24 protein-coding genes are annotated in these 26,846 nt (G+C 66.6%); 12 read left to right on the top strand and 12 right to left on the bottom strand.

Annotated features, from left to right (window positions below):
* Positions 1-80 precede the first annotated feature (80 nt).
* Entirely contained in the window at positions 81-752 is a 672-nt protein-coding gene (locus tag ASG20_RS08775) for a cell wall hydrolase (RefSeq protein ID WP_056051155.1), read from the top strand.
* Between the two features lie 5 nt (positions 753-757).
* Positions 758-1,327 (top strand): septal ring lytic transglycosylase RlpA family protein, encoded by a 570-nt coding sequence (locus tag ASG20_RS08770; RefSeq protein ID WP_056052876.1) that lies wholly within the window; start codon positions 758-760, stop codon positions 1,325-1,327.
* A gap of 10 nt (positions 1,328-1,337) precedes the next feature.
* Here ASG20_RS08770 and ASG20_RS08765 read toward each other — a convergent pair whose 3' ends face one another.
* Genes ASG20_RS08765 through ASG20_RS08755 form a run of 3 tightly spaced genes read right to left on the bottom strand, consistent with a single transcriptional unit; the run spans position 1,338 to position 5,636 of the window.
* Positions 1,338-2,408 (bottom strand): lipocalin-like domain-containing protein, encoded by a 1,071-nt coding sequence (locus ASG20_RS08765; RefSeq protein WP_056051150.1) that lies wholly within the window; start codon positions 2,406-2,408, stop codon positions 1,338-1,340.
* Positions 2,408-4,960 carry an FtsX-like permease family protein gene (locus ASG20_RS08760; RefSeq protein WP_056051147.1) on the bottom strand — a complete coding sequence of 851 codons (2,553 nt, stop codon included), beginning with the start codon at positions 4,958-4,960 and terminating at the stop codon, positions 2,408-2,410. Before ASG20_RS08760 ends, ASG20_RS08765 begins: the two co-directional genes overlap by 1 nt.
* A complete protein-coding gene (locus ASG20_RS08755; protein WP_156364192.1) occupies positions 4,950-5,636 on the bottom strand; it encodes an ABC transporter ATP-binding protein in 687 nt (228 codons plus the stop codon). Before ASG20_RS08755 ends, ASG20_RS08760 begins: the two co-directional genes overlap by 11 nt.
* 170 nt (positions 5,637-5,806) lie before the next feature.
* On the opposite strand from ASG20_RS08755, the gene ASG20_RS08750 reads away from it, so the two are divergent.
* Positions 5,807-6,973, top strand: a complete 1,167-nt coding sequence (locus ASG20_RS08750) for an alpha-hydroxy-acid oxidizing protein (protein WP_056051141.1) — start codon at positions 5,807-5,809, stop codon at positions 6,971-6,973.
* A gap of 5 nt (positions 6,974-6,978) precedes the next feature.
* Here the strand turns inward: ASG20_RS08750 and ASG20_RS08745 are convergent, their stop codons facing one another.
* Both ASG20_RS08745 and gntA read right to left on the bottom strand, forming a co-directional pair.
* Positions 6,979-7,566 carry a DUF1989 domain-containing protein gene (locus ASG20_RS08745; RefSeq protein WP_056051138.1) on the bottom strand — a complete coding sequence of 196 codons (588 nt, stop codon included), beginning with the start codon at positions 7,564-7,566 and terminating at the stop codon, positions 6,979-6,981.
* Positions 7,559-8,245: a guanitoxin biosynthesis heme-dependent pre-guanitoxin N-hydroxylase GntA gene (gene gntA, locus ASG20_RS08740; RefSeq protein ID WP_056051135.1), complete on the bottom strand. Its 687-nt coding sequence runs from the start codon at positions 8,243-8,245 to the stop codon at positions 7,559-7,561. The genes ASG20_RS08745 and gntA overlap by 8 nt, the downstream gene beginning before the upstream one ends.
* A gap of 131 nt (positions 8,246-8,376) precedes the next feature.
* On the opposite strand from gntA, the gene ASG20_RS08735 reads away from it, so the two are divergent.
* From ASG20_RS08735 to ASG20_RS08725, 3 genes are all read left to right on the top strand, one after another.
* Positions 8,377-9,096: a Crp/Fnr family transcriptional regulator gene (locus ASG20_RS08735; protein ID WP_056051132.1), complete on the top strand. Its 720-nt coding sequence runs from the start codon at positions 8,377-8,379 to the stop codon at positions 9,094-9,096.
* Between the two features lie 107 nt (positions 9,097-9,203).
* Complete coding sequence (locus tag ASG20_RS08730; protein ID WP_082470862.1) at positions 9,204-11,345, top strand: M3 family metallopeptidase; 2,142 nt, start codon at positions 9,204-9,206, stop codon at positions 11,343-11,345.
* Entirely contained in the window at positions 11,345-12,634 is a 1,290-nt protein-coding gene (locus ASG20_RS08725; protein WP_056051129.1) for an MFS transporter, read from the top strand. The genes ASG20_RS08730 and ASG20_RS08725 overlap by 1 nt, the downstream gene beginning before the upstream one ends.
* A gap of 118 nt (positions 12,635-12,752) precedes the next feature.
* Here ASG20_RS08725 and ASG20_RS08720 read toward each other — a convergent pair whose 3' ends face one another.
* The 5 genes from ASG20_RS08720 to ASG20_RS08700 all read right to left on the bottom strand — a co-directional run bounded on the left by ASG20_RS08720 (position 12,753) and on the right by ASG20_RS08700 (position 18,036).
* Positions 12,753-14,126: a sensor histidine kinase gene (locus ASG20_RS08720; RefSeq protein ID WP_056051125.1), complete on the bottom strand. Its 1,374-nt coding sequence runs from the start codon at positions 14,124-14,126 to the stop codon at positions 12,753-12,755.
* A 52-nt stretch (positions 14,127-14,178) separates the two neighbouring features.
* Positions 14,179-14,898 (bottom strand): response regulator, encoded by a 720-nt coding sequence (locus tag ASG20_RS08715; protein ID WP_056051122.1) that lies wholly within the window; start codon positions 14,896-14,898, stop codon positions 14,179-14,181.
* 69 nt (positions 14,899-14,967) lie between these two features.
* Positions 14,968-15,486: an EF-hand domain-containing protein gene (locus tag ASG20_RS08710; RefSeq protein WP_056051119.1), complete on the bottom strand. Its 519-nt coding sequence runs from the start codon at positions 15,484-15,486 to the stop codon at positions 14,968-14,970.
* A gap of 111 nt (positions 15,487-15,597) precedes the next feature.
* Positions 15,598-16,374 carry an acyl-CoA thioesterase gene (locus ASG20_RS08705; protein WP_056051116.1) on the bottom strand — a complete coding sequence of 259 codons (777 nt, stop codon included), beginning with the start codon at positions 16,372-16,374 and terminating at the stop codon, positions 15,598-15,600.
* A gap of 90 nt (positions 16,375-16,464) precedes the next feature.
* Positions 16,465-18,036 carry a class I adenylate-forming enzyme family protein gene (locus tag ASG20_RS08700; protein ID WP_056051113.1) on the bottom strand — a complete coding sequence of 524 codons (1,572 nt, stop codon included), beginning with the start codon at positions 18,034-18,036 and terminating at the stop codon, positions 16,465-16,467.
* On the opposite strand from ASG20_RS08700, the gene ASG20_RS08695 reads away from it, so the two are divergent.
* The 3 genes from ASG20_RS08695 to ASG20_RS08685 all read left to right on the top strand — a co-directional run bounded on the left by ASG20_RS08695 (position 18,017) and on the right by ASG20_RS08685 (position 21,284).
* Positions 18,017-18,724: a glutathione S-transferase family protein gene (locus ASG20_RS08695; RefSeq protein ID WP_082470859.1), complete on the top strand. Its 708-nt coding sequence runs from the start codon at positions 18,017-18,019 to the stop codon at positions 18,722-18,724. The genes ASG20_RS08700 and ASG20_RS08695 overlap by 20 nt on opposite strands.
* A 107-nt stretch (positions 18,725-18,831) precedes the next feature.
* Complete coding sequence (locus tag ASG20_RS08690) at positions 18,832-19,590, top strand: hypothetical protein (RefSeq protein WP_056051110.1); 759 nt, start codon at positions 18,832-18,834, stop codon at positions 19,588-19,590.
* Between the two features lie 392 nt (positions 19,591-19,982).
* Positions 19,983-21,284 (top strand): spinster family MFS transporter, encoded by a 1,302-nt coding sequence (locus ASG20_RS08685; protein WP_056051106.1) that lies wholly within the window; start codon positions 19,983-19,985, stop codon positions 21,282-21,284.
* Positions 21,285-21,295: 11 nt separating this feature from the next.
* On the opposite strand, the gene ASG20_RS08680 is transcribed toward ASG20_RS08685, so the two are convergent.
* Both ASG20_RS08680 and ASG20_RS08675 read right to left on the bottom strand, forming a co-directional pair.
* The gene (locus tag ASG20_RS08680) at positions 21,296-21,700 is read right to left on the bottom strand and encodes a hypothetical protein (protein WP_056051104.1); all 405 of its coding nucleotides are present in this window, start codon (positions 21,698-21,700) and stop codon (positions 21,296-21,298) included.
* Positions 21,701-21,806: 106 nt separating this feature from the next.
* Positions 21,807-23,051 (bottom strand): TetR/AcrR family transcriptional regulator, encoded by a 1,245-nt coding sequence (locus ASG20_RS08675; RefSeq protein WP_056051100.1) that lies wholly within the window; start codon positions 23,049-23,051, stop codon positions 21,807-21,809.
* A 156-nt stretch (positions 23,052-23,207) separates the two neighbouring features.
* On the opposite strand from ASG20_RS08675, the gene ASG20_RS08670 reads away from it, so the two are divergent.
* From ASG20_RS08670 to ASG20_RS08660, 3 genes are all read left to right on the top strand, one after another.
* Positions 23,208-24,491 carry an acyl-CoA dehydrogenase family protein gene (locus ASG20_RS08670; protein WP_056051097.1) on the top strand — a complete coding sequence of 428 codons (1,284 nt, stop codon included), beginning with the start codon at positions 23,208-23,210 and terminating at the stop codon, positions 24,489-24,491.
* Positions 24,492-24,624: 133 nt separating this feature from the next.
* Positions 24,625-25,707: a Zn-dependent alcohol dehydrogenase gene (locus tag ASG20_RS08665; RefSeq protein WP_056051094.1), complete on the top strand. Its 1,083-nt coding sequence runs from the start codon at positions 24,625-24,627 to the stop codon at positions 25,705-25,707.
* Positions 25,708-25,724: 17 nt separating this feature from the next.
* Complete coding sequence (locus tag ASG20_RS08660; RefSeq protein WP_056052867.1) at positions 25,725-26,783, top strand: phosphotransferase family protein; 1,059 nt, start codon at positions 25,725-25,727, stop codon at positions 26,781-26,783.
* Positions 26,784-26,846 lie beyond the last annotated feature (63 nt).

Raw genomic sequence — 26,846 nt, 5'->3', positions numbered from 1 at the left:
TCCGACGATCACGCTTCGACCCTCGGGCGAGCGTCATACCCACCGTTCCCTTGCGAAAATTTCGTGGGTAAGGACGCGGGATGGCGAAGCGACCGGTCCGATATGTCTCGTCGCGACGGCGCAAGCGATCCGGGCTGAGGCCATCGTCCGAGCATTGGCTCCTCCTGCTCGGCGCGGTCGTTGCGTTCGCGGTCGTCATCGGATGGCTGACCGATGTGCCCTGGCCGACCGAAACCACCACGGGCAACCGGAAACCGCGGCTGACGATGGCGCAGGCGCGCGCTTCGAATGCGCTCGTCCCGATCGCGACCGCCAAGCGCCGGGCGGCGGCGCCGTTCCGCTTCCGTGGCGGTCCGGCCGCGCGGCTCCAGGCGACCGAATGCCTCGCGACCGTCGCGCTGTACGAGGCGGGCGACGACCGCGACGCGCAGCGCGCGGTGATTCAGGTCGTGCTCAACCGCGTCGGCGCGGCGGGCTTTCCCAAGACGGTGTGCGGCGTCGTCTATCAGGGGGCGAACCGGACGACCGGGTGCCAGTTCTCGTTCAGCTGCGACGGGTCGCGCACGCGGCGGCCCGAACATGACGGCTGGGAACAGGCGCGGCGTGCCGCCCGTCGTGCGCTCAGTGGCTATGTCTACGCGCCGGTCGGCCGCGCGACGCACTATCATACCGACTGGATGGTGCCGTATTGGCGCAGCTCGCTCGTCAAGGTGGCGATCGTCGAGTCCCATATCTTCTATCAACGGCGATGACCTGCATGCACAGATTTTCGACACCGCTGGCCAGGGTCGCCTGCCTCGCCGTGTTCCTCGTGGCGGGGTGCGCAGGCGGATCGTACCGTCCGGTCAGCGACGCGCAGGTCAAGCTCGGCGGGCCTTATCGGGTCCGCGGCACGACCTATGTTCCGGCCGCGGATCCGAGCTACGACGTGCTGGGCTATGCGAGCTGGTACGGTAGCGAATCGGGCAACCGGACCGCCAATGGCGAGCGTTTCCGTGCCGAGTGGCCGACCGCCGCGCATACCACGCTGCCGCTGCCGACCTATGTCGAGGTCACCGCGCTCGACACCGGACGGCGGATCATCGTCCGGATCAACGATCGCGGGCCTTTTGCCGGTCATGCGCGGATCCTGGACCTGTCGCGCGGCGCCGCCGAACTGCTCGGCATACGCACCGGTGGTCTGGCTGCGGTGCGGGTGCGCCGCGTCGAACCGTCCGAGAAGGATCGCGCGCGGTTGCGCAAGGGGAAGGCCGCACGGCAATTGCCGCCGATTTCCGAGCACGACCGGCTGAGCTTCCGGTCGCAGCTTTCGGCCGCGGGCTTCTGAGGCGCGCGCCCTACATCGCCAGCGCGCGATCGTAGCCGGTGAGTTCGAGATACCCCCGGCCGCCACGCGTGCGAACCGCACCCTCCCAATAGACCGGCAATCCGCTGCGGCGCGCGTCGAGTTCCTGTGCGGCGAACATCGGCGTCAGGCGCCAGCGTTGGATCCGGTTGGCGATACGCACGCTGAGCTCCTGTGCCACCGGATAGGTCGCACCGGTCGCCTTGCTCCGCCATGTCGCGAGCGGGCGGAACGCGACGTCGTTGGGCCCGAACACCGTCGTCGTGCCATCCGCGCGGCGCAGCGACCCGCCCGACCACAGGATCCCGCCCCCCTTGCGGCGGATCCGGAACGCCATCAGTGCCGAGCCGTCGTCGAAGTTCAGCCCCGTCCAATCCCAGCCTTGCGCGGTCGGCGCGAGATAGTTCGACGACCATTCGCGATCGAGCCACGCCTCGCCGCGTACCGCGACCGCCCGCCCGCTACGCATCACCCGCCCGGTCACGCGCAGATGGGGGATCGAGTAGTAATAGCTTGCTTCCTCGGGCCGCGGCCCCTTCTGGCTGTAGCCGCCACGACCCTGCGGCAGCGGCGGCTGCGTCGGCTGGAGATCGAGCGCCAGGCCGAAACCGTCGGCGGTCACGCGCGTCGTCCAATGCCCGTCCTTCGCACGCAGCATCCGCCAATCGCGGATCGCGATATCGGCATCGCCGGTACGCGCCTGCGCCAGACCGAAGCCGGCGCGCGCGGCGCGTTCGCCGTGCAGCAGCCGGCCGGTCGCGGGATCGGACAGTGCGGCGTGCGCGAACAGCACCTGGTTCGGCGCGAACCGGCTCGGATTGCGCGCGTCGCCCGGTGGCCGCGTGCGGAAGAAGGTGACCTGAAAGCCGAGATCCTCGCCCGCATCGGTCTTCAGCCAGCCCGTGACGTACCACCATTCGGTGCGAAACTGCGGATGTGCGCCGTGATCGGCCGGGAAGCGCAGGACGATGCCGGGCCGGACGACGGGGTAGGGCGTCGCGGCGGGAGCGGCGACGCCGACCGTCGCGATCAAGCCGAGCAATAGCGGCAGCTTGCGGCGCATCACCAATCCTCCCGTACCGATTGCACCGCGCTGTTCGCGGTCGCGCGGCGTCCTGCCAGCACGGCGGTGATCGCGGCCGCCCCGGTCAACGCCGCGGCGACCCCGAGCAGCGTCTCGTAGGGAATTCGCGTCGTCATCGTCCAGTTGAACGACTGGGGGTTGATGACGTGGATCAGTACCTGCGACAGGATCAGCCCGAGCCCGATCCCCGCGAGCGCACCCGTCAGCCCGACGATCGCGCCTTCGATTCCCAGCATTGCGGTCAACTGGCGCCGCGTCAGCCCGAGATGCCGCAGCATCCCGAACTCGCGTTCCCGCGCGATCGTCTGTGCCGACATCGTCGCCGCGACGCCGGCAAGCCCGACCAGAATCGCGACCGCTTCGAGCAGATAGGTTACCGCGAAACTCCGGTCGAACAGCGTGAGTGCGAGTTTTCGGAGCGTCGCCGGGCGACCTACCTCGACCTGGTCGCGGAGGCTCGCCGGCAACCGCGCGGTCATTGCGTCGGCGACCTTGCCGATATCCTGGCCGGGCGCGACCATTGCCGATATCTCGTCGCGGCCCTCGTCGCCGGTGAGCTGTTGGTAATCGCCCTCGTCGATCAGCACCGCGCCCGCTTGCCGTCCGTAATCCCGCCAGACCCCGGCAACCACGAACCGGGTCCGTCCGGCGATCGGCAGCGTGATGGTCTCATCCGGATCCCAGCCGTAAAGCCGTTGCGCGGGTTCGGAGACCCAGACGGGCAGAGCGTTGGCGGGCAAGGCCGACCCCTTCGCGATCAGGACCAGCAGCGGATCGCGACCGCCGCGTTCGGGCCGCGCGATCAGGCTGATCGGCGGACGGTCGGGCGTGATGGTCAGCGGGATCTGGCGGCTGAAGGCGAGCCGCGCGACGCCGGGCGTGGTGCCGAGACGCGTCCGCGTCGCCGGATCGAAACTCGCCCCCGCGGTCGTGCGCAGATACAGATCGGCACCGAGCACCTGCCCGAGCCATTCGTCGACCGCGCCGCGAAAGCTGGTCACCATCGTCGCCATCGCGATCATCAGCGCGGTCGACGCGACGATCCCGCACAGCGCGGTCGCCGCTTCGCCGGGGGCACCGTGGAGATGGCGGATCGCCAGCATCCCGGGCACGCTACCGCGCGTTCGCTTCGCCATCGGCGCGAGCAGCGTCCGGGCGAACCAGGGCACGCCGGCGACGCCACCCGCGAGCATCGCCGCCATCCCGGCGAAACCGAACAGCGGGAGCCCGTTTATCGCTGGCAGCATCGCCACGCCGCCACCGACCAGCAACAGCGCGGCGGCGGGCCACCACGGCACGGCGCGACGCGGGTCGAGGACGTCGCCTGCGTTCTTCAACGCGGCGGCGGGCGCGGCGCGGGCGGCGGCACGTGCGGGGAGCGCACTGCCGAGCACCGCGGCGAGCAGCCCGAGCGCGAAGAAGCCGAGTGCCGCTTCCGGCTGGAACACGACGTGCGCCGCGCCACCACCGAAATAGCCCGCGCCGAGGTCGCCGCCGAACCAGTGCAGCGCCGCCCAGGCGAGGCTATAGCCCGCGGCAAGCCCTGCCGATGCGCCGACCAGGCCGATCGCCAGCCCTTCGACCACCACCGCCGCGACGATCCCGCCGCGCGGCATGCCGAGCGTCCGCAGCAACGCGAACGCGCGCTGGCGACGCACCACCGACAGCGACTGCGCCGAGTAGACAAGGAAGCCGCCGGTCAGCAGCGCCACCAGCGCCAGCATGTCGAGGTTGACCCGGTACGCGCGCGACAGCGAGTCGCCCTGCGCGTTCTGCGTCTGCGCGGTGGAGAGGATCGCATCGGCGGGAAGGATCGCGCGCAATGCCGACTCCGCGGCGGGCCGATCGGCCAGCGCCAGGTCGATCCGATCGATCCGGCCGAGGCGCCCGAACCGCCACTGCGCGGCGGCAATGTCGATCACCGCGACTGCGGTTGCGGCATCGGACGCGGGCAGCGTGCCGGCGATGCGCAGCGGCACCGACCGGCCGTTCGCGGTCACCACGATGCGCCGCCCTACAGCTGTGTTCGCCTGCGTCAGCGCGGCGCGCGACAGGAACACCGAGTCCTCGTCGAACGGGGTGTCGTTGGACGCGTCCTGTCCCAGACCCGGCGGACGCACGCCGATCAGCGACGGCGTCACCATCGCCGCGCGGATCACGTCGACCCCGAGCAGCGTCAGTCGGGTCTTGCCGATACGCGCCTCCAGCGTAACGACCGGGCTCGCATCGGCGACGCCGTCGGCGCGTGCCACGTGTGGATAGAGGCGCTCGTCGATCCCCAGCGGACTGGTCGCGCGGACCGACAGTTCGGCGGCACCACTCACGCCGCGCATCGCCCCGTCGAACGCCGCCAGCGCCGATCCGTTGACGAGATGCACTGCAAATCCGAGAGCCACGCCGACCAGGATCGCGACCGCGGTCAACAGGAAGCGGGCAGGGTGGAACCGCCACTCGCCGCCGATCAGCCAGCCGAGCGCGAGGCGGCTCGAGCGGAGGCCTGGTTCACCCCGTTCGCCTGGCTTAAACGCCACGGTGCTCCACCAGCCCGTCGCGTCCGAGCGTCAGCACGCGGTCGGCGATCGCCGCGGTCGCTGCCGAATGCGTCACCATGATCCCCGCCGCGCCGTTGCCGCGCACCGCGTCGGCGAACAGCGCGAGCACGCGCGCCGCCGTCTCTGGGTCGAGATTGCCGGTCGGTTCGTCGGCGAGGATCAGCGCAGGCCGGTGGACGAGCGCGCGGGCGATCGCGACGCGCTGCAATTCGCCGCCCGACAGATCGCGCGCATAGCCGTCGCCGCGGCCACCAAGGCCGACCGCATCGAGCATCGCTTCCGCGCGCAACTTCGCCGCGGCTGCGTCCGGCGCGATCAACGCGAGCGGCAGCGCGATGTTCTGCTGCAACGTGAGATACGGCAGGATGTGGAAAGCCTGGAACACGAAGCCGATCCGCTCGCGCCGCAGCCGCGTCCGCGCGGTCTCGTCGAGCGGGCCGAGCACCACGCCGTCGATCGCCACGCTGCCTTCATCGGCGTCGTCGAGCCCGGCGAGGATGTTGAGCAAGGTCGACTTGCCGACCCCCGATTCGCCGATGATCGCGACCAGCTCGCCGCCCGCGACCTCAAGATCGAGATGCTCAAATAGCCGCCGCGGCCCCGGCACCGATTTGCCGAGCGCCTTGACCGACAACAGGGGCGCGGGTTCGCTCATGATCCAAGCCGTGCAGGAGGAGGGCGGGTCGGGCAAGTCCGATTTCGCGGATATCGCTGGATACTGTTCAGCGATGTTACCGCTCCGGTATTTCATGCGGGTATTCCGCCGCTTGCCCGCGCCGCTCCACTCCTGCACGATCGCCGCAATAAAAAACGCGAGAGGGTCCGATGGCGCAGTACGGTGATTTCCAGAACGCGATCTATGGTGCTGGGCTGCGCGGTGTCGTGCCGAAGCTGCCGGTCGATTTCGCAACGCTCGAACGGCGCGCGAGCGCGGCGCTGCCGCCCGCGGTGCTGTCGTATCTCCAGGGTGGGTGCGGGGATGAGTTCACGCAGGACGAGAATGCGCGCGCCTTCAGCCATTGGGGCCTCGTACCGCGGATGATGGTCGACTGCCGGACGCGTGATCTGTCGGTCGAGCTGTTCGGGATGACGCTGCCGACGCCGCTGTTCATGGCGCCGGTCGGGATCAACGGCATCTGCACGCAGGATCAGCACGGCGATCTTGCCGCCGCCCGCGCTTCGGCGATGACCGGCGTGCCGCTGATGGCGTCGACGCTGTCGAACGATCCGCTCGAAACCGTGGCGCAGGCGTTGGGCGATACGCCGGGGTTCTTTCAGCTCTACACGCCGAAGGACGTCGGTGTCGCCGAGAGCCTGGTGCACCGCGCCGAGGCGGCGGGGTACAAGGCGATCGTCGTGACGCTCGACACCTGGGTGACCGGTTGGCGACCGCGCGACCTGAATGCGGCGAACTTCCCGCAGCTTCGCGGCCATGTGCTGATGAACTACTTCTCCGACCCCGCCTTCCGCAAACTGCTCGCCAAACCGCCCGAGGAGGATCCCGCGGCGGCGATCGGCGCGTGGGCCGCGACCTTCGGACGCGTGCTGACCTGGGCGGACATGCCGTGGCTGCGTTCGCTCACCACACTGCCGATCGTGCTGAAGGGCATCTGCCACCCCGACGATGCACGGCGCGCGATCGACGAGGGCGCGGACGGGATCTACTGCTCCAACCACGGCGGACGCCAGGCGAATGGCGGGATCGCCGCGATCGACATGCTTGCCGATATCGTTGCCGCCTCGGGCTCGACGCCGGTGCTGTTCGATTCGGGCGTGCGGTCGGGCACCGATGTCGTGAAGGCGCTCGCGCTCGGTGCCACCGCGGTCGGGGTGGGCCGCCCCTATAGCTACGGTCTGGCGCTCGATGGCGCGGACGGTGCGGCGCACGTCCTGAAGTGCCTGCTCGCCGAGGCCGATCTGCTGATGGCGGTCAACGGATACCCGAGCATCGCCGACGTGCGCGCGGCCGGCGCGGTCCGCCAACCGCGCTGAGCCGCTCAATCAATGCGGTACTGGATCGGCTTGAAACTGCCGCCGTTCGATTGCAGCGCGGAGCAGGCGGTCATGCCGATCACCAGGTCCATCGCCGCGCGGAAGACGATCGTGTCGCCGGCCTTGCTCAACGGCGGCTCGACCGTGAAGGTGCCCGTTTCGCCATTGATCGGCACGTTCATGAAGCAGTTGAACGCCACCGGGATCTGGTCGGGCTCGATATCCCAAGGCGCCAGCGCCTCGGCCAGGTTGCCGAAGCACCCGCGATGCGGATCAGTGTCGCCATAGATGATCGCGAACGTTTCCTTTGAACACGGCGTCAGCAGGAAATCATGCCGCCCGACATCGTCGGAAACGATCTCCAGCATCACGTTGCTGCGGTTCGAATAGAGCAGGTCGCCGGTCGTCAGGTACAACCGGCTCGCATAATCGAGCGTCCGGCCCGACGAGATCGCCTCGCGAACGTCGGCGCGGTTGTAGGCGAGCAAGTCCGATACCTGGCGGCCTTCGGGGTCGATCACGGTCAGCGTCTGCCCCTTGTCGAGCGTGAACCCGGCTCCCGAACGCGGCGGGATCGTCTTGATGTCAGCCACGGGCTTCGCCTCGCTTGAAAGGGCATTTCCAGGATTCGTCGACGACGCGTCCGCTATATTGTCGCGCTTCGCTCGATTCGCCGTGGCGCGCCAGCATCGGGTTCATCGAACCAGCATATTCCAGATCACGCGCGAGGATCGACGAGCGCAATTTGTCGTAGCGTTGTTGGTCGCGCAGCACCTCGAACTGATCGTGCAGGTTGAACACCATCGCCGGCGACTCGAATTTGCGCGCCGGGCGGCTCGCATTCGGATGCAGACCGACGACGAAGAAGGCTTCCCCTGCAAAGCTCAACGAAAAATGTGGATCGTCGGGATCGCTGCTCACCGACGGGTCGGGACGATAGCCAAGCCACTCGTCCTTGTCGCTGAGCGACTGGGCACGCGCCCAAAGATGCGCTTCGAATTCTTCTTCGGACAGCAGGGCGGGCGCCTCGAACAGGATGATGAGCGTCCGGAAGATCGCGCGGTCTTCGCGGTATTTCCGTACCGTTTCACCCAGCGCGGGAGAAATTCTCATGTCGTCCCAAGCAGATCGCACGTCACGGGCGACCAGGATATCCATCTGGCCCTTGGCGAGCGCCGATTTCGCGCCGACACACGGAAACTGCGGCGCCTGCACCGTTTCGATGAACTTGCGCGCGAGCGGATGATCGTTCTGAAAGATTGGCTGGTACATGGTCGGGGAGGAACCCGCGAACCGCCGCAATGTTTCGCATCCGGCATAACCTTTGATATTGATCAGTACGAATCCCGATCTGTTCTTCTATCGCGCGGGGCGGTACGAGGCCGGGTGATGAAGGGGTGTCGATGATCTCGGAAAAATTCCTCATGGGGCGCGGCCGCCATGAGCTGAGCAACGAAGAAAAGCAGGTGCTGGAAGACGGCATCGAATCCGTGCGGCAGGTGCCCGCGCGCAAACAGATCGTCCGCGCAGGCGACCTGATCGAGACGAGCACGCTGCTGATCGAGGGGTTCGTGTGCCGGTATATGGACGACCGCGAAGGCCAGCGTCAGCTGGTCGCGGTGCATGTCCCGGGCGATTTCGTCGACCTCCACGCCTTCCCGATGAAGCGGCTCGATCACGACATCGCCACGCTAGGGCCGGTGAAGATCGCCTGTTTCGAACACCGCACGCTCCAGACGATCACCGAGCGCTATCCGCATCTGACGAAAAAGCTCTGGTTCAGCACGCTGCTCGATGCGGCGATGCACCGCGAGTGGATCTTCCGGCTCGGGCGGCTCGGCGCCGAAGGGCGGATCGCGCATCTGTTCTGCGAACTGAACGCGCGGCTCGAGATGATCGGGATGGCCGAGGACGGACAGTTCATGCTGCCGATGACGCAGCCGGATCTGGCGGAGGCGACGGGGTTGACGGGAGTCCACGTCAACCGCGTGTTGCGCGTGCTGCGCGAGCGTGAATTGCTGACGTTCAAGGGCGGGCAGGTCTGCATTCTCGACCAGCAGAAACTCGCCAAGCTTGCCGAATTCGAACCGCAGTATCTGTACGGCACGCACACGGACGGGTGAACCGGAATAGTGTCGCGGATCGGCGAAGATCGCGCCCGATCCTGCGGCAGGGTTCCGCATTGTGACTTTATCACTATGCTACCCGGGACATCGACCGGGAGATCCATGTGCAATTTCTATACTTCGCCGCCAGCGCATTCGCGCTGATGGCGTCTACCTCCGTCGTCGCGCAGCTCGCGCCCGCCGCCCAGCCACCGACGACGCCTGCCACGAACCCCTTGCTCGCCGACTGGACCGGGCCGCTGGGCGGAGTGCCGCCGTGGGACAAGGTTCGCCCCGAGCTTTTCCCGCAGGCGTTCGAGACGACGCTCGCCGAGCGCGCTGCGGACTACCGCAAGATCGCCGACAATCGCGCCAAGCCGACCTTCGCCAACACGATCGTGCCGATGCAGCTGGCCGGCAAGCGCTACGGTCAGGTGATGACGCTGTTCGGCGTGATGACCGGCAACATGAACACCCCGGCGTATCAGAAGCTCGACCGCGAATGGTCGCCCAAATTCTCCGCGGCGTCGGATGCGATAACCTTCGACAAGCCATTGTTCGCGCGCATCCAGGCGATCTATGCAGCGCGCAATTCGAGCGGGTTGAACGCGCAGCAGATCCGGCTCGTGACGCGGATCTACGACAGCTATGTACGCCAGGGCGCCAAGCTGACCGACGCGCAGAAGACGCAGCTTTCGCAGTATAACCAGCAACTCGCGACCGCGTTCTCGACCTTCGGCGAGAAGCTGCTCGCCGACGAGAGCAAAGCCATCTCGGTTACCGACGAGGCGCAACTCGCTGGGCTTCCCGACAGCGTGAAGGCGGTGGCCAAGGCGGCTGCGACCGAGCGGAAGCTGCCGGGCTTCGCAATCGTCAACACGCGGTCGGCGGTCGATCCGGTGCTGACCTACGCCACCGATCGGGCACTTCGCGAGAAGGTCTGGCGCGCGTTCGTCAACCGTGGCGACAATGGCGATGCGAACGACACGAACACGACGATCGCGCAGATCGTGAAGCTCCGCGCCGACCGCGCGCATCTGCTCGGGTTCAAGACGCATGCCGACTGGCGCATGCAGGACACGATGGCGAAGACCCCCGCCGCGGCGATGGACCTGATGATGCGCGTCTGGCCTGCCGCCAAGGCGCGCGTGGCCGAGGAAGTCGCGGACATGCAGAAGGTCGCCGGCACTTCGCTGACGATCGAGCCGTGGGACTACCGCTTCTACCAGGAAAAGGTGCGCAAGGCCCGGTATGACCTCGATCAGGCGCAGCTGAAGCCGTATTTCGAGCTCGGCAACATCATTCAGGGTTCGCTGTACGCTGCCAACCGGTTGTACGGGCTGAACTTCAAGGAGATCACCGGCACCGTTCCCGTGTTCGAGCCCAACATGCGCGTGTGGAGCGTGACGGACAAGAACGGCAAGGACGTCGGGCTGTTCTACCGTGACGATTTCGCGCGGACCGGCAAGCGATCGGGCGCGTGGGCGAACACGTATCGTGGGCAACGGGGCCTCGCGCCGGCGCAGCTCGTGCTGTCGTCGAACAACAACAATTTCGCCAAGGGTGCGCCCGGCGAGCCGATTTTGATCAGCCTCGACGATGCGCAGACGCTGTTCCACGAGTTCGGCCATGCGATCCACGCCATGCTCCAGAACGTCTATTATCCGGGGCTCGCCGGCACGCCGCGCGACTTCGTGGAATATCCGAGCCAGGTGAACGAGCATTGGCTGCTGACCCGCGACGTGCTCGACAAATATGCGCGGCACTACCAGACCAAGGCGGCGATGCCGCAGGCGTTGCTCGACAAGATCGAGCAGTCGAACAAGTTCAACGAAGGCTTCAAGACCGCGGAATATCTGTCGTCGGCGATCGTCGACATGAAGATCCATACCGTGCCCGACGGCGTGATCGACCCCGACAAGTTCGAGGCGGCGACACTCGCCGAGATCGGCATGCCGCAGCAGCTGGTGATGCGTCACCGCGTGCCGCAGTTCCAGCATCTGTTCGCGTCGGACAGCTATTCGGCGGGCTATTACAGCTACCTCTGGTCCGAGACGATGGACGCCGACACCTTCGCGGCGTTCGAGGAGGCGGGCAGTCCGTGGGACAAGCCGACGGCGGACAGGTTCGCCAAGATCCTGTTGTCGACCGGCAACGAGACCGATCGGGCCGAGGCGTATCGCGCGTTCCGGGGGCGTGATCCCGATGTGAACGCGCTGCTCAAGAAGCGCGGCTTTCCGACACAAGCTCCGCAGGGGACGAAGTAATGGCACCCGATCAGAAAACGCGCCTCAAGGCCGTCATCGGTGGATCGACGGGCAACCTGGTCGAGTGGTTCGACTGGTACGTCTATTCCGCCTTCACCCTGTATTTCGCGCCGCATTTCTTCCCGTCGACCGATCGCACCGCGCAGTTGCTCAGCACGGCGGCGGTCTTTGCGGTCGGCTTCCTGATGCGGCCGATCGGTGCATGGATCATGGGCATCTATGCGGATCGCCATGGTCGCAAGGCCGGGCTGACGGTGTCGGTCACGCTGATGTGCGCGGGCTCGCTGATCATCGCGTGCACGCCGGGCTATGAGACGATCGGCGTCTTCGCACCGACGATGCTGGTGATCGCGCGGTTAATGCAGGGTCTGTCGGTCGGCGGCGAATACGGCGCGTCGGCGACGTATCTGACCGAGATGGCGGGCAAGAACCGCCGCGGCTTCTTCTCGTCGTTCCAGTACGTCACGCTGATCTCGGGCCAGCTGCTCGCGATCTGCGTGCTGCTCGTACTGCAGTCGACGATGAGCGAGGCGGCGCTCGATTCCTGGGGCTGGCGCATTCCGTTCGCGATCGGCGCGGTGCTCGCCGTGGTCGTGTTCTACATCCGTCGTGGCCTCGCCGAGACGCAGAGCTTCGAGAATGCCAAGGCCGATGCGGGCGACGGCAAGCCCAAGTCGGGCTTCATCCAGCTGATCACCAAGCATCCGCGCGAGACGATCACGGTCATGCTGCTGACCGCGGGCGGTACGCTCGCCTTCTACGCCTACTCGATCTACATGCAGAAGTTCCTGGTCAACACCAGCGGGTTCAGCCGCGAGGTGGCGAGCCAGATCAACGCCGCGACGCTGTTCGTGTTCATGCTGTTGCAGCCGATCGCGGGTGGGCTTTCGGACAAGATCGGGCGGAAACCGCTGATGGTCGGGTTCGGTATTGCCGGCGTGCTGTTCACCTACCCGATCTTCGCCGCGCTGGAGACCGCGACCAACCCGATCTATGCCGGGTTGCTGGTGATGGCGGCGCTGGTGATCGTGACGGGCTACACGTCGATCAACGCGGTCGTGAAGGCGGAACTGTTCCCGGCGCACATTCGCGCGCTGGGTGTCGCCTTGCCCTATGCGCTGGCCAATACGCTGTTCGGTGGGACCGCGGAGTTCGTCGCGCTGAAGTTCAAGGGCGCGGGCTTCGAACGCGGCTTCTACTGGTACGTGACGGCGATGATCGCGGTGTCGCTGGTCGTGTATCTGCGCATGAAGGACACGCGGACGAACAGCCAGATCGTCGAGGATTGAACTTACTGCTCCCTCTCCCTTTCGGGGAGAGGGCTGGGGTGAGGGGCTGTTCCAGGGGTGGCACTGCTTGGCTTCCCCTCACCCCGACCCTCTCCCCGGAGGGGAGAGGGAGAAGGAATTAGCGCGGGAGCTCGATGATCGCGTCGAGGCCGCCGCCAGCCTGATCTGACGGGGCGCGGTTCACCAGTCGGATTTCTCCCCCAGCCTCGCGCACGATCGCGCGGGCCAAGGCCAGTCCAAGCCCGATACCCCCCGTCTCCCGGTTGCGCGAGCTCTCCAGCCGCGTGAAGGCATCGAACACGTCGCCCATCCGGTCCTCGGGGATCCCCGGCCCCTGGTCCGCGACGACGATCGCCACGGTCTTCGCCCCAGCTTCGACCCGCACCTCCGCCGAGACGCCATACTTCACCGCATTCTCGATCAGGTTGCGTACCGCGCGGCGCATCAGCGACGGGCGCAACCGCATCCGCAGCCGGTCCGCCTCGACGAAGCTCACATCGCTGCCGATGTCGCGAAAATCCTCGACCACCGCATCGACCAGCGCCGCCAGATCGACATCGGTCGGCGGCTCGCTCGGCCGCCCAAGCCGCGCCAGCGACAGGATATCGTCGAGCGTCCGGTTCATCTCCGCCACCGTATCGATCATCTTCGCGCGATCGGTATCGTCCTCGACCGACTCGATCCGCACCCGCAGCGCGGCGAGAGGCGTCCGCAGGTCATGCCCGATCGCGCCGAGCATGCGGTCCTTCTCGTCGAGCATGCCCGTCACGCGCAACCGCAGCGCATTGAACGCGGCGATCAGCGCGGCGACGTCGTCGGGCCCTTCCGCTGGCATCGGCGCGCCGGGCTCGCCCGGTCGGAACCGCTCCGCCGCAACACGCAGGTCGCGCAACGGTCGTGACAGCCGGCGGACGATCCACAGCACCGGCAGCAGGACGATGATGTAGAGGATCGCGGTCTGGCTCAGCAACGCGAACAGCAGGCGCGCGCCGGGTTGCGGCCACGGCGCGGTGATCGTCAGCCAGCCGCGGCCGGGTTGTTCGACCGCGATCAACAGCGTGGCGCCATCGCGCTCGCCGCGGCGGATCCCCGCGCGGCGGCGATTGTCGCGGTCGCTGTCGTCGTCGAGCGTCGAGGGCTGCAGCCCGGTATCGATCCGCCCGACCGTCACGCCCTGATCCGCGAGCTGGCGGCGAAGTTCGGCGGCGACCTCGGGATGGCTCTCGTTTCCGGCGTTTCCGATCCGTCGGATCGGATCGGCGGGAAGACGGCGGACGCGGCCGCGATCCGCGGTCAGGGGACGCCCGCCATGCGCCTCGCGGTCGAGCGCATCGGCGATCCGGGTCGCGACCGGGCGGGTTGCCTGCGAGAGACGAAACTCGATCCGATCGCGCAGGACCAGACCGAAGTTGATCGCCTGCGCGACGAACAGCGCGAGCGCGATCAGCAACGCCATCTGCCCGGCCAGATTCGGCGGCCAGGGGCGGGTCATGAGCGTAGGATCACGGGCGGGCGATCACAGGCGGGCGATCACAGACGGGCGATCACAGGCGGGTCACTTCGGCGGCCAGCGTATAGCCGCCGCCCCAGACCGTCTTGATCAACTCGGGCGTCTTGGCATCGGTCTCGATCTTACGTCGCAACCGGCTCACCTGATTGTCGACCGCGCGATCGAACGCCGCGGCTTCGCGTCCCTGAGTCAGGTCGAGCAACTGGTCGCGGGTGAGCACCTGGCGTGGGCGCGTGACCAAGGCGAGCAGCAGATTATACTCGCCGGTCGACAGCGGCACCGACACGCCCTCGCGGTCGACCAGCGCGCGCTCGCCCGATTTGAGCACCCAGCCCGCAAACGCATAGGCGTTCGCCTCGGGCGCATGCTGGCGTGCACCGCCCGCGGTCGCGCGCCGCAGGATGACCTTTACCCGCGTCGCCAGCTCTCGCGGCGAGAACGGCTTCACCACATAATCGTCGGCGCCCATTTCGAGCCCGATGATCCGGTCGGTCTCCTCGGTCCGCGCGGTCAGCAGGATCACCGGCACGTCGCTGGTCGCGGCGATGTGGCGGCACAGCGACAGCCCGTCCTCGCCCGGCATCATGATGTCGAGGATGACGAGATCGATCGCATACGCCGTCAGCCGCGTCCGCGCGCTCTCCGCATCGCCCGCCTGCGTGACGCGAAACCCCTGTTTGGTGAGGTACGCGGCCAGCGGCTCGCGGATCGAGCGCTCGTCGTCGACGAGCAGCAGATGCGGCATATCTCCCATCGGGGCAGTGTCTAGCATGGCGGCTGTCCAGGGGAAGCACCGGGGCGTGGTGCTTCCCCCCCTTTCCGATTATTGCGCGGGGGTGGGCGCGGGTGCGGGCGGGGTGACGCGCTCGCGGCGTTCGCGACGATCGACGTGGCGCATCTCGGCGGCGTTGGCGCGTTCGGTCGCGTCGATCGTGCCGTCGTGATTGGCATCCATCCGGTCGAACCGTTTGAGCGCGCGCGCCTCGAACTCCTCGCGCGTGACGCTGCCGTCGCCGTTCGGATCCATCCGCCGGCCCATGCCGTCGTGCTTGCGACCACCGGGCGGGGGTACGGGTACGTCGCGGCCGCTGGCCACCATCCGGTCGTGCAGCGCCGCACGATAGGCCTGCATCTCGCCACCGCTTACCCGGCCGTCATGGTCGGTGTCCATTTGTGCGAACCGGGCGTCGGCCTGCGCGATCGCTTCCGCGCGTGTGGCGACGCCATCGTGGTTCGCATCCTGCCGCATCGGCGGGCGCGGAGTTGCAGGTGCGGTCTGCGCGCTGGCGGCGGAGGTGATCGCGCTGGCGGCGAGCATCAGGGTGAGGACGGTCTTGCGCATGTCGGACTCCGGCTGTGTGGGACGAATTCCCATCGAATGACGCCGGTCTAAACCCCGGTTGTCGCAGGGTTTTGCCGCCGGGCCGCCAATGTGTCGCAAGATGTGCCGGCGTCAGGCGAAGATCGCGACGCTTTGCATCTGTTCGGCGACCGGCGTGCCGCCGGCGTTCCAGATCGCCATCTGCTGGCTCGAACTCCCCTCCCGCGTGTAGTCGGTGGTCGCGCGGAGCAGCCACCAGCCGTCCTGCGTCACCGGCTGAGGCCCGAGGATGTTGAGCAGCCACGTCATCGAACTGAGCGGGGCGGGGCCGCCGAGCAGCTTCACCGCGGCAGGCGGCAGGCAGTCCGCGATCGCGATCAGCTCGACCATCGGATCGAGCCCCTCGCGCTCGACCAGGCGCGCCCAGCGCAGCCACTCGGCGGGCCCGACGCTGTCGTCGCGACGATCGAGCAGATCGAAGTTGCGCGAGAACGCCACTGCACTGTGGCCGCGGAAGGTCTGCGTGTCCGGCTCCGGCATCGGGAAGTCGGGGGCGCGGCCGGTCTGGTGATCGACCCGCGACTCCACCGCGCGCATGAACACGAACGTGGCGCGCAAGCCGAGCCCGGCCTCGCTCTCGACATCGGCCTGGACGAACGCCGCGTTGCGCCCGCGCCGCAACCGCTGCGCCCGGATCGTGATGTCACCCGACAAGGGCCCGATGAACGACACCTGCGCGGACCGCAGCGGCGGCAGATCGACGTCGGATTTCTGCGCAGCGTGGAGGGCAAGCGCCGCGGAGAATCCGCCATACGCCGTGCGGCCTTGCGTCCAGTTCTCCGGCACGGTGCCGCGCCAGCCACCTTCGATCGGCTCGAGCGCGTCGATCGCGTGTTTAAGACTGGTCACTGTAATCCTTTCAGTCTTCGTCATCCTGGGCTCGACCCAGGATCCAGAGCCAAGCATCGGAGCATTCGTGGCTCTGGATCCTGACGTTCGTCAGGATGACGGGAGGAAGGCGGCCAGCCGATCGCGCAGGTCGCGTTTGAGGACCTTGCCGATCGCGCTGCGGGGGAGTTCGTTGGTAATGTGGAGTGCAGACAGTCGCTGCGTCTTGCCGAGCTGACCGTTGACCCAGGCGAGGATCGCCGTCCCATCCTCGCCTACGCCGTCGCGCGGCACGTAGAACCCCACCGGCGTCTCTCCCCAGGCCTCCGACGGCACCCCGATTACCGCGCAGTCCGCCACCGCGGGATGCTGGGCGAGCACCGCCTCCAGGTCCGACGGATAGATGTTGAACCCGCCCGAGATGATCAGGTCCTTCTTCCGGTCCATCAGCGTGAGAAAACCGTCCTCGTCGAACCGGCCGACATCGCCGTGACGGATATAACGATTGCCGTCTGCGTCATGCCATTCTGCGTCGCGCGTCGCCTCGGTGCGCCCGTGATAGCCGTTCATCATGGCCGGGCTGCGGCCGACGACCTCGCCCATCTCGCCCGGCGCGACCTCGATGCCGTCGTCGTCGATCAGGCGGATCTCGTGGCCCGGCATCGGCTGGCCGACGGTGTGGAGCTTGGTCGGGTTCGCGGTCGCGTTCAGCGCGCAACTCGCGCCGCCCTCGGTCATGCCGTAGAACTCGACGAGCACGCCCGGCCAGCGCGCGACGACATCGGCCTTCAGCGTCGCGGAGAACGGCGCGCTGGTGCTGGTCTTGAAGCGGAATGCGGAGAGGTCGAAGCTGTCGAAATCGGGCAGCGCCATGATCCGCTGATACTGGACCGGGACCAGCATCGTGTGCGTGGCGCGGTACCGCTCGGCAAGGTCTAGATACGCGCGCGCCTCGAACTTCTTCATCAGCACTACGGTGCCGCCCCAGCCGAGCGTCGGCAGGAAGCTGACCAGCGTGGTGTTCGAATAGAGCGGCGTGGCGATCATCGTCACGGCGGTGTCGAACCCGGCGGCGGTGTTGCGCGAGATATGCGCCCAGCGCATCGCGTGACTCTGGACGATGCCCTTCGGCGTGCCGGTGGTGCCGGAGGAATAGATGATGTTGAACGGGTCTTCGGGTGCGATCGTGACGGGGGTTGGTTTGGTCTCTGGAGGAGTGAGCCACGCATCAAAAGATTGTTCTCCCGCGAAGGCGGGGGCCCCGCCTCCGCGGGGGAACAATACGACGTTGGCTGCAAAAGTTTGACCTTCCAACGCCCGCGCATTCTCCGCATCCAGGAACACCAACGGCGCACCGCTGTCCACAATCATCGCCGCGATCGCCGCCGGCGTAGCGGATGGCGCGATCGGCGTCGCGACGCACCCCGCACGTACCGCACCAAGGAATATTGCCGCATACTCCGTCGTCGGCGCCGCGACGATCGCTACCGCAGTCCCCGGCGCCACGCCGTCGCGCTGCAACGCCGCCGCGACCCGGTCCATCATCGCGTCCAGCGTCCGATAGTCGATGCTGCCCTGCGCGTCGGCCACCGCGATGCGATCCCCCCGTTCGAGCGCGTGCGCACGGATCAGATCGGGCAGGGTGGCAAAGCCGGTGGCGAGCATGTCTGCGGCGATCGTCATCCGCGCATCGCTAGGCGAACGCGTCCGGCAATGCCATACGGTATATTCGAAAACCGGACTCGAGGAGACGCCGTTGCTGTTCTACGATAGCGCGCTGCCAGCGCCCAACCCGCGCCGGGTCCGCATATTTCTGGCTGAAAAGCATGTCCGCGTACCGATGGCGCAGATTTCGATCCCCAAGGCCGAGCACAAGGCGGACGCGTTCCTGTCGGTCAACGCGCTTGGCCAGACGCCCGCGCTCGCGTTCGATGATGGCCGCGTGCTGACCGAGAGTGTTGCGATCTGCCGCTATTTCGAGTTGCTGCACCCCGAACCGCCGATGTTCGGGCACGGTGCGCACAACATCGCCGAGATCGACATGTGGACGCGGCGGATCGAATTGCGGCTGATGACCCCGCTGTCGATGGTCTGGCTGCACACGCATCCCTGGACCGCGCGCATCGTCCAGCCGCAATATACCGAGTTCGGCGAGAGCCAGCGCCCCCGCGTGCTCGCGGCGATGGCGGAATTCGATCACGCGTTGGACGGTCGCGATTGGCTTGATGGCGAACGCTATACGATCGCCGATATCGTTCTGCTCACGACGATCGACTTCGCCAAGTTCGTCGGCATCGCGATGCCCGACGATCTGGCGCACCTGAAGGCCTGGCACGCACGTGCGTCGGCGCGCCCCAGCGCGAGTGCGTAGAGCTATCTTGATGCGAACAGGCTGGATTAACCAACTCGTTTGACGAGATCGCAGTCATCGCGACCTAAAACTTCCGGCAGGCTGATTGCACAGTTCGGGGAGCATCGATGAAAGCGGCGTTACTAATCGGAGCGATCTGCGCGCTGCCGACGGCGGCATTGGCCGAAGATGTACGGCCCGGTATCGCCTCCGTGGCGGTCGCCCCGGTTTCGCAGATCGTCGTGCCCGCGCATACCGAGATGATGTTGCGGCTGGACGAGGAAATCGGCTCCGACCGCGCTCGCGTCGGCCAGCCGGTCGCCGTCTCGGTGGCGCGCGATGTCGTTGTCGACGGTCTGGTGGTGATCCCACGCGGCACCGCGGGAACGGGTGCCGTGACCTATCGCACCGGCAAGGGCGCGTTCGGCAAATCGGGCAAGATCGATATCGAGCTAAGGTCGGTCGACGTCGGGGGACGCATGGTTCCGGTGGTCGGTCGCTATCATGCCGCAGGCGACGGGCGGACCGGCGAGACGATCGGTACGATCCTGATCGGCGGAGTCGTCGCTGGCGCATTCGTCACAGGTCATCACGCGATCTTCGAAGAAGGCCGCGAGTTCACCGCCTTTACCGGCGCCGCGACTCCGATCGCCCGCCCGACCGTTCGGATGGCGCGGTTCGTTCCGCCCGTCACGATGCCCGCTATGCGCAACGCGATGTTCGAGCGTGTGGGGTCGAACGGACCGCTATTCGGGGATGCTGCCTCCATGGCTGCTCCTAAACTCGCGCCCGCCTACGTCGCCTATGGAACCTTGGCGCAGCGTCTCGCTGCCGCGCAACCCGTCCGTGGCGGTGATCCGCGTCTGGGGTGGACGATCAGCGACTGACGAGCCGGCAGGCGTCCGGCACGATGCGATCGGTCTAGCGCATGTACGAAAAGACCCTTTGCAATCCCGGTTTTCTGTGCGAGGGAGCCGCATACCCGGTATTCAGATTGCCCGGACGCTCCGCTCCATCGTCGATGGACCGACGAGCCCGGCCACGAGGTTGGAGAGGGGATAAGGCGGAAGAGCGACCCACGGAGGTCGCATCTTCCGCCGTCCTTCTTCGCATCCCACCGTTTCACGCCAGACGCGTCAAAAACCCCGCCAGCGGCGCGCGCTTCAGCCGATTTGCGCGTGCCGTGGTAGTCGCTAGCCGCGCCATGATGCAAGTTTGGCTTGTCTGGTACGCGACCAATGCCTTAGCCTCGGGCAATATTCGATGTCGAGGTATCGTAATGGCAGTAGCGTATCAGTCCCATCCCGAGATCGCCGACGCGTTGGCGATGAAGCGACGGGGCCTGACGCTCGCGCTGCTCACCTTCACCTATTTCTTCAGTTACATGGACCGTCAGATCCTCGCGATCCTTCTCGAGCGGATCAAGGCGGACCTGGTGCTGACCGATACGCAGCTCGGGCTGCTGTCCGGACTCGTCTTCGCGATCTTCTATGCTACGCTCGGCATTCCGGTCGCGCGACTCGCGGATCGGACCAGCCGCCGCAACATCATCGCCGCCAGCCTGACGATCTGGAGCGCGATGACCGCGCTGTGCGGGCTTGCGCAGAACTTCACGCAGCTGATGCTCTTCCGGATTGGCGTCGGGATCGGCGAGGCGGGGTCGAGCCCGCCCAGCCATTCGATCATCGCCGATCTCTATCCGCCCGAGAAGCGTGCGAGCGCGATGGCGGTGTATTCGCTTGGCGTGGTGCTCGGCGCTGGCTTCGGCACGCTGATCGGCGGGGTTGTCGCGCACTCGTACGGCTGGCGGATCGCGATGATGACCGTCGGCTTGCCGGGGATCGCGCTCGCCATCCTCGTTCGCCTCTTCATGGTCGAGCCGCGCCGCGGCCTGTCCGACGCCGCCCGCGCTGTAGCGACGCCGATGCCGAGCGTCGCACAAGGGTTTGCGTCGATGTGGGCGAGTGCCCCGGCGCGGCATCTGGTGGTCGGCGTGACGCTGACGTCGATGATCGGCTACGCGCTGACCGGCTGGGGTCCGAGCTATATCCAGCGGTCGCTCGGCATCTCGATGCTCGACATCTCGCGCTACATCGCGCTGCCGGGGGCGCTGTTCGGTGCGGTCTCCGCGCTGGCGGGCGGCAAGATCGCCGACATGCTCGCCAGGCGTCACGGGCTTCACGTCCAGGCCTGGGTGGTGCTGGTGATGAAGGGCCTTTCGCTCCCGTTCGCGCTCGCCTTCTACCTGATCGATGCGCCGGTGATCGCGATCGGCAGCTATTTCGTTTCGCTGATCTTCGCCAATTCGTATCTCGGGCCGAGCTTCGCGCTGATCCAGCACCTCGCGCCGTTGCAGATCCGTGCGATGTGGGCGGCGATCACGCTGCTGGTCATCAATCTGGTCGGGCTGGGGCTTGGGCCGACGATGGTCGGGTGGTTGAGCGATCTGTTGAAGCCCGGCTTCGGCGAGGATTCGCTGCGCTATGCGCTGATCATCATCGTGCTGATGACGCCGTGGGCGCTCTTCCACTATTGGCGCGCCGGGGTTCTGCTGAAGCGCGCGGAGGATGCTGCGAGGTAACCGCCTCTTCGTCAGGCCGGTGGAGAGGCGGCCGCCGCGACAGGGTGGGCCAACGCATCCGCCAACAACCATGTCATCGCGCTTGTCCGGTCATCGAACACCGCCATGTCGTCGCGCACCGCGACGATCCGCTTCACCTGCAACCGCGCGAGCTTGCCGTCGGTGAACAAGGCGACTTTCCGCGATTTCAGCGGGATGGTCAGAGCCACGCGCTGGAGCATCGCGACCACTTCCTGAGGCTGGATCGCGGACCGCGAGAAATTGCCCAGCAGCATGTGACGCTTGCCGGTCGCCAGCACGCGTCGCGCCTCGCCGTCCAGATCACGGAGGAAGCCCTCGACATGCGGGATCGTCCAGAATCCGGACGCCTCGACCTCGATGATGCCGGTGTCGAGATCGGTCGTGATCGTGTGCATGACGCCCTCCGTGGAGGTGTCGGGATCGGCCGCTCGGCGTTAACGACGCGTAACCAAACCGTTACGAGTGCGATTGTCGCCGCCGATGTCGTCGTGGCGACCGGCGTCAGGCCTTCGCCATCCGATCGTCGAACAGCCCGAACATCAGCGTCGAGGCGTACATCGCGATCGCCCGCTCGCGCGGCATCGTCGAGGCCCATTTACGCATGTCGAACGCGGCGTTCTGGAGCGCCATCAACGCCTGCGCCGCGATCAGGGCATCGACCGCGCGGATCGAGCCTTCGCCGATGCCGTCCATCATCATCCCCGCATAGCGCCGCGCGATGCCGTTCGAGCGGTCGACCATCGCGTTGCGTACGCCGACCGGTAGGCCGCTCAACGCCGTCGTTCGTAGCAACGGCCCGCGCTCGGCGAACTGCACGTCGAGCAAGGTCGCGACGGTGCTCGACAATTTGTGCCAGTAACTCCCGCCCTCGGCCTCGCCGCGGCTTTGCGCATCGGCGATCGTGTCGAAGCTGCGGCGGTAGCACGCGATGACGAGATCGTCCTTCGCATCGAGATGGTGGTAGAAGCTGCCCTTGGTGACGTTCAGCTCGGATGCGATCTTCTGCACCGACGCGCCGCGATAGCCGAGTTCGTTGATCAGGCGCGTCGCCGCCAGCAAGAACGCCTCGCGCCCCGGCTCGGCCTCGTCATGGCTGAGATCGAGCAGGGTAGGGGACCATTTGGCGTCCTTGCCCGCGATGCCGTGCGCGAACACGCCCATCAGCCGTTCCTCGACGCGGCCATATTGATCGGGCTCGTACCGCGTCAGCCAGATCGGCAGCCAGAACGTGTTTTCCAGCAGCACATGCGCGCGTGCGCCGTTGAGATCGGTCTGCGCGCGCGACGAAGTCGGCCCCCACAACAGCCGCGTGCGACGGAACACCTCGCGCCAGCCCGCCATCAGCCGGCCGCGCATCGGCTCTTCGGTCGCACGCAGATCCGACAGGACCGCGAACGCCTTCTCCTCGCCGCGCTGAATCCGCCCGAGCCGGTCCATGTTGAGCGCGAGATAGCGCCGAACGCGGTCCTCCGGCGTCGCTTCTTCCGCCGCGACGTCGAGCATCGCGATCAGCGATTCGAGCGTGTTCTCGAACGCCGCCGCCGCGAGGTCTTCCTTGCGCTTGAAATAATAGGTAACGCTCGTCGTGTTGAGTCCGACGCGCCGCGCCACGTCCGCGAACGTCATGCCCTTGGCACTCTGTTCGTTGATCGCTTCTGCCGCCGCGGCGAGGATCGCGTCACGCTTCGCACGGAAGCGCTTGGTGCCCTGTTCGCTCTCGTCGCTGGCCTCTGCCGGAACCTTCATCGAAACACCCTAACAGCTTCGATTTGAAGATACAGTGCTTTTTAGGCGCTTTCAGGGCGGACTTGAAAACATGCTTTCCGGGGCCCGTCACACGCTTTACCGAATGTGCGGTATGGTCTACCTCGCCTTCAAAGCGATGACGAACGGAGAGCCCGCATGGATTTTACGCTGAGCGAACGAGAGATGTATTTCCGGGATCGGGTCCGGGATTTCATCGACCAGAATATCCGCCCGCGACAGGCCGATTACGACCAGCAGGCGCATGAGGGCGAGCGCTGGAAGGTGATTCCGGTGATCGAGGAGATGAAGGAGAAAGCCAAGGCCGCCGGGCTCTGGAATTTCTTCATGCCGCCGCATTCTGGCCAGACGCATGTCGACGATTCGTTCGCGTTTGAGGGCACGCAGCTGACCAATCTCGAATATGCGTTATGCGCGGAGGAGATGGGCAAGATCAGCTGGGCGAGCGAGTGCTTCAACTGTTCGGCGCCCGATACCGGCAACATGGAGGTGTTTCACCGCTATGGCACGCGTGAGCAGAAGGAGGCCTATCTCGGCCCGCTGATGCGCGGCGAGATCCGCTCGGCGTTCCTGATGACCGAGCCTGCGGTGGCGTCGTCGGACGCGACCAACATCGAGACGTCGATGGTGCGGGACGGCGATCACTACGTCATCAACGGCACCAAATGGTGGTCGAGCGGCGTCGGCGATCCGCGCTGCAAGATCGCGATCGTAATGGGCAAGACGAGCTTTGAGGGATCGCGGCACCAGCAGCAGAGCCAGATCCTGGTGCCGATGGGTACGCCCGGCGTGACGATCAAGCGGATGCTCAGCGTGTACGGGTACGATCATGCGCCGCACGGGCATGGCGAGGTCGTGCTGGAGAATGTCCGCGTGCCGGTCGAGAACGTGCTGCTCGGCGAGGGGCGCGGGTTCGAGATCGCGCAGGGACGGCTTGGGCCGGGCCGTATCCATCACTGCATGCGGACGATCGGTGTTGCCGAGACTGCGATCGAGGCGATGGCGCGCCGGTTGCTCGACCGTGTCGCGTTCGGCAAGCGGATCGCCGACTTCTCGGTCTGGGAGGAACGCATCGCCACCGCGCGGATCGATATCGAGATGACGCGGCTGCTCTGCCTCAAGGCGGCGGACATGATGGACAAGGCCGGTAACAAGTCCGCGCAGATCGAGATCTCGATGATCAAGGTCGCCGCGCCGAACATGGCGTTGCGCATCCTCGACGACGCGATCCAGGCGCATGGCGGCGGCGGAGTGTCGGGCGATTTCCGGCTGGCGCATGACTGGGCGGCGATGCGGACGCTGCGCTTCGCGGATGGCCCGGACGAGGTCCACAACCGCTCGATCGCGCGCAACGAGTTCGGGAAGTACGGCGACTTCCGCAAGGGTGGCGTGTCCAGCGGGGATGTCGGGGTGAGCCGATAAACCCAGCCCCGTCCGTCTTTCTTCTTCGTCATCCTGGGCTCGACCCAGGACCCAGAGCCACAAGCGTGACGATCTCGGCTCTGGGTCCTGACTTTCGTCAGGATGACGGTCTCGTTTCGGAGCGCACCTACCCATGAAAGCCGCAGTCCTTTTCGAAGCCAACACCCCGCTCAGCATCGAGGACGTGAACATCTCGAAGCCGACGGCGCATGAAGTGCTGATCCGCACGGTCGCGGTCGGCGTGTGCCGGTCCGACCTGCATTTCGTCGACGGCGCCTATCCGCATGCGATGCCGACGATCCCGGGGCATGAGGCTTGCGGCATTGTCGAGGCGGTGGGCGACGAAGTGCGCGGCGTGAAGGTCGGCGATCATGTCGTCACGTGCCTGTCGGCATTCTGTGGTCAGTGCGAGTTTTGCGTCACCGGGCGGATGTCGCTGTGCATCGACGCCAGCGTGCGCCGTCCGAAGGGGGCCGCACCGCGGCTCATGCTCGGCGACCGGCCGATCGCGCAGATGCTCAATTTGTCAGCCTATGCCGAGATGATGCTGGTTCACGAGCACGCCTGCGTAGCGATCGACCGCGACATGCCGATGGACCGTGCGGCGTTGCTCGGCTGCGCGATTACGACCGGGGCGGGGGCGGTGTTCAACACTACGGATGTGACGCCGGGCGAGACGGTATGCGTGGTCGGCTGCGGCGGCATCGGCCTCGCGGCGGTCAACGCGGCCAAGATCGCCGGCGCGGGAAAGATCATCGCGCTCGATCCGGTACCCGAGAAGCGCGCGATGGCGGAGAAACTCGGCGCCACGCACAGCATCGATGCGTTGTCCGACACTGCCGCGGAGGAGGTGGTCGCGATCACGAAGGGCGGCGTGCATCACGCGATCGAGGCGGTCGGGCGCGCGCAATCGGCGGCAACCGCGGTGAAGGTGCTGCGACGTGGCGGGACCGCGACGATCCTCGGGATGATGCCGCTTGGCGAGAAGGTCGGGCTGTCGGCGATGGACCTGCTGTCGGGCAAGCGCTTGCAGGGCGGCTTCATGGGGTCGAACCGCTTCCCGGTCGACATCCCGCGGCTGGTCGATTTCTACATGCGCGGGTTGCTCGATCTCGACACGATCATCGCCGACCGGATGCCGCTCGAGCGCATCAACGATGCGTTCGACGAACTCCGCCGCGGCGACACGACCCGCAGCGTGATTACCTTCTCGTGAGCGACGCATCGACCAGCATGGTCGGCACGATTGCGGTCGGCGACAAGGACCGTCTCGACCTCGACAAGCTTGGCGCGTGGATGACCGCCAACGTGCCCGGCTATGCCGGTCCGCTGACCTACGCGAAGTTCGCCGGCGGCCAGTCGAACCCGACCTACCGCCTCGACACGCCGGAGCGCGCGTACGTGCTGCGCCGGAAACCGTTCGGCCCGATCCTGCCGAGCGCGCACGCCGTCGATCGTGAATACCGCGTCATCGCGGGCCTCCATCCGACCGGCTTCCAGGTGCCGCGGCCCTATGGTCTTTGCGAGGACGCGGCGGTCATCGGTTCGGCCTTCTACGTGATGGAGATGGTCGAGGGCCGGACGATCTGGGACGGCGCGATGCCCGACGCGACTCCGCCTGAGCGCAACGCGCATTACGAGGCGATGGTCGACACGCTCGCCGCGCTCCACAACACCGATTACGCGGCGGCGGGGCTAGGGGAGTACGGCAAGCCCGGCAATTATTTCGAGCGCCAGGTCGGCCGCTGGACCAAGCAGTATCGCGCCGCCGAGACCGAGCATATGGAGTCGGTCGAGCGCCTGATCGAGTGGCTGCCGCGGACGCTGCCCGAGCAGACGCGTACCTCGATCGTTCACGGCGACTACCGGATCGACAACATGATCTTCGCGGCCCCTAACTCGAACGGGGCTGAGCCAAAGGTCATCGCGGTGCTCGACTGGGAATTGTCGACGCTGGGCGATCCGCTGGCGGACTTCTCGTATCTGCTGATGAGCTGGGTGACCGAACCCGAGGGACGCTCGGGCGTGCTCGGCATGACTGGGCCGGAGACGGGCATTCCGACGATCGAGCAGGTCGTAGACCGCTATTGCGCCGCCACCGGTCGCGACGGCGTGCCTGATCTGAACTGGTATTTCGCCTACAACCTCTTCCGCCTGACCGGCATCGTCCAGGGTATCAAGAAGCGCATCATCGACGGCACCGCGTCGAGCGCGCAGGCAGAGAAGACGGTCGCGAAGATTCACGGGTTGGCGGATGCGGCTTGGGGGTTCGCGGTGAAGGCGGGGGCCTGATTCCCCTCCCGCTTGCGGGAGGGGTTAGGGGAGGGGGTGACCTCCCCCGGCATGAAACGTTGC

The organism is Sphingomonas sp. Leaf198 (assembly GCF_001424005.1).
In the GTDB taxonomy this organism is placed as follows: Bacteria; Pseudomonadota; Alphaproteobacteria; order Sphingomonadales; family Sphingomonadaceae; genus Sphingomonas.
Note: the sequence above shows the minus strand (reverse complement) of the source record. Positions and strands in the feature narration are given on the sequence as shown.

Bases quoted from the DNA above. Each gene is read 5' to 3' on its own strand.
- ASG20_RS08770 (WP_056052876.1), top strand. From the start codon at position 758: ATGCACAGATTTTCGACACCGCTGGCCAGGGTCGCCTGCCTCGCCGTG.
- ASG20_RS08720 (WP_056051125.1), bottom strand. From the start codon at position 14,126: ATGACCCGCCCCTGGCCGCCGAATCTGGCCGGGCAGATGGCGTTGCTG.
- ASG20_RS08765 (WP_056051150.1), bottom strand. From the start codon at position 2,408: ATGCGCCGCAAGCTGCCGCTATTGCTCGGCTTGATCGCGACGGTCGGC.
- ASG20_RS08755 (WP_156364192.1), bottom strand. From the start codon at position 5,636: ATGAGCGAACCCGCGCCCCTGTTGTCGGTCAAGGCGCTCGGCAAATCG.
- ASG20_RS08695 (WP_082470859.1), top strand. From the start codon at position 18,017: ATGTCTGCGGCGATCGTCATCCGCGCATCGCTAGGCGAACGCGTCCGG.
- ASG20_RS08680 (WP_056051104.1), bottom strand. From the start codon at position 21,700: ATGCACACGATCACGACCGATCTCGACACCGGCATCATCGAGGTCGAG.
- ASG20_RS08670 (WP_056051097.1), top strand. From the start codon at position 23,208: ATGGATTTTACGCTGAGCGAACGAGAGATGTATTTCCGGGATCGGGTC.
- ASG20_RS08715 (WP_056051122.1), bottom strand. From the start codon at position 14,898: ATGGGAGATATGCCGCATCTGCTGCTCGTCGACGACGAGCGCTCGATC.
- gntA (WP_056051135.1), bottom strand. From the start codon at position 8,245: ATGTACCAGCCAATCTTTCAGAACGATCATCCGCTCGCGCGCAAGTTC.
- ASG20_RS08690 (WP_056051110.1), top strand. From the start codon at position 18,832: ATGAAAGCGGCGTTACTAATCGGAGCGATCTGCGCGCTGCCGACGGCG.
- ASG20_RS08735 (WP_056051132.1), top strand. From the start codon at position 8,377: ATGATCTCGGAAAAATTCCTCATGGGGCGCGGCCGCCATGAGCTGAGC.
- ASG20_RS08725 (WP_056051129.1), top strand. From the start codon at position 11,345: ATGGCACCCGATCAGAAAACGCGCCTCAAGGCCGTCATCGGTGGATCG.
- ASG20_RS08660 (WP_056052867.1), top strand. From the start codon at position 25,725: ATGGTCGGCACGATTGCGGTCGGCGACAAGGACCGTCTCGACCTCGAC.
- ASG20_RS08700 (WP_056051113.1), bottom strand. From the start codon at position 18,036: ATGACGATCGCCGCAGACATGCTCGCCACCGGCTTTGCCACCCTGCCC.
- ASG20_RS08750 (WP_056051141.1), top strand. From the start codon at position 5,807: ATGGCGCAGTACGGTGATTTCCAGAACGCGATCTATGGTGCTGGGCTG.
- ASG20_RS08775 (WP_056051155.1), top strand. From the start codon at position 81: ATGGCGAAGCGACCGGTCCGATATGTCTCGTCGCGACGGCGCAAGCGA.
- ASG20_RS08685 (WP_056051106.1), top strand. From the start codon at position 19,983: ATGGCAGTAGCGTATCAGTCCCATCCCGAGATCGCCGACGCGTTGGCG.
- ASG20_RS08665 (WP_056051094.1), top strand. From the start codon at position 24,625: ATGAAAGCCGCAGTCCTTTTCGAAGCCAACACCCCGCTCAGCATCGAG.
- ASG20_RS08710 (WP_056051119.1), bottom strand. From the start codon at position 15,486: ATGCGCAAGACCGTCCTCACCCTGATGCTCGCCGCCAGCGCGATCACC.
- ASG20_RS08675 (WP_056051100.1), bottom strand. From the start codon at position 23,051: ATGAAGGTTCCGGCAGAGGCCAGCGACGAGAGCGAACAGGGCACCAAG.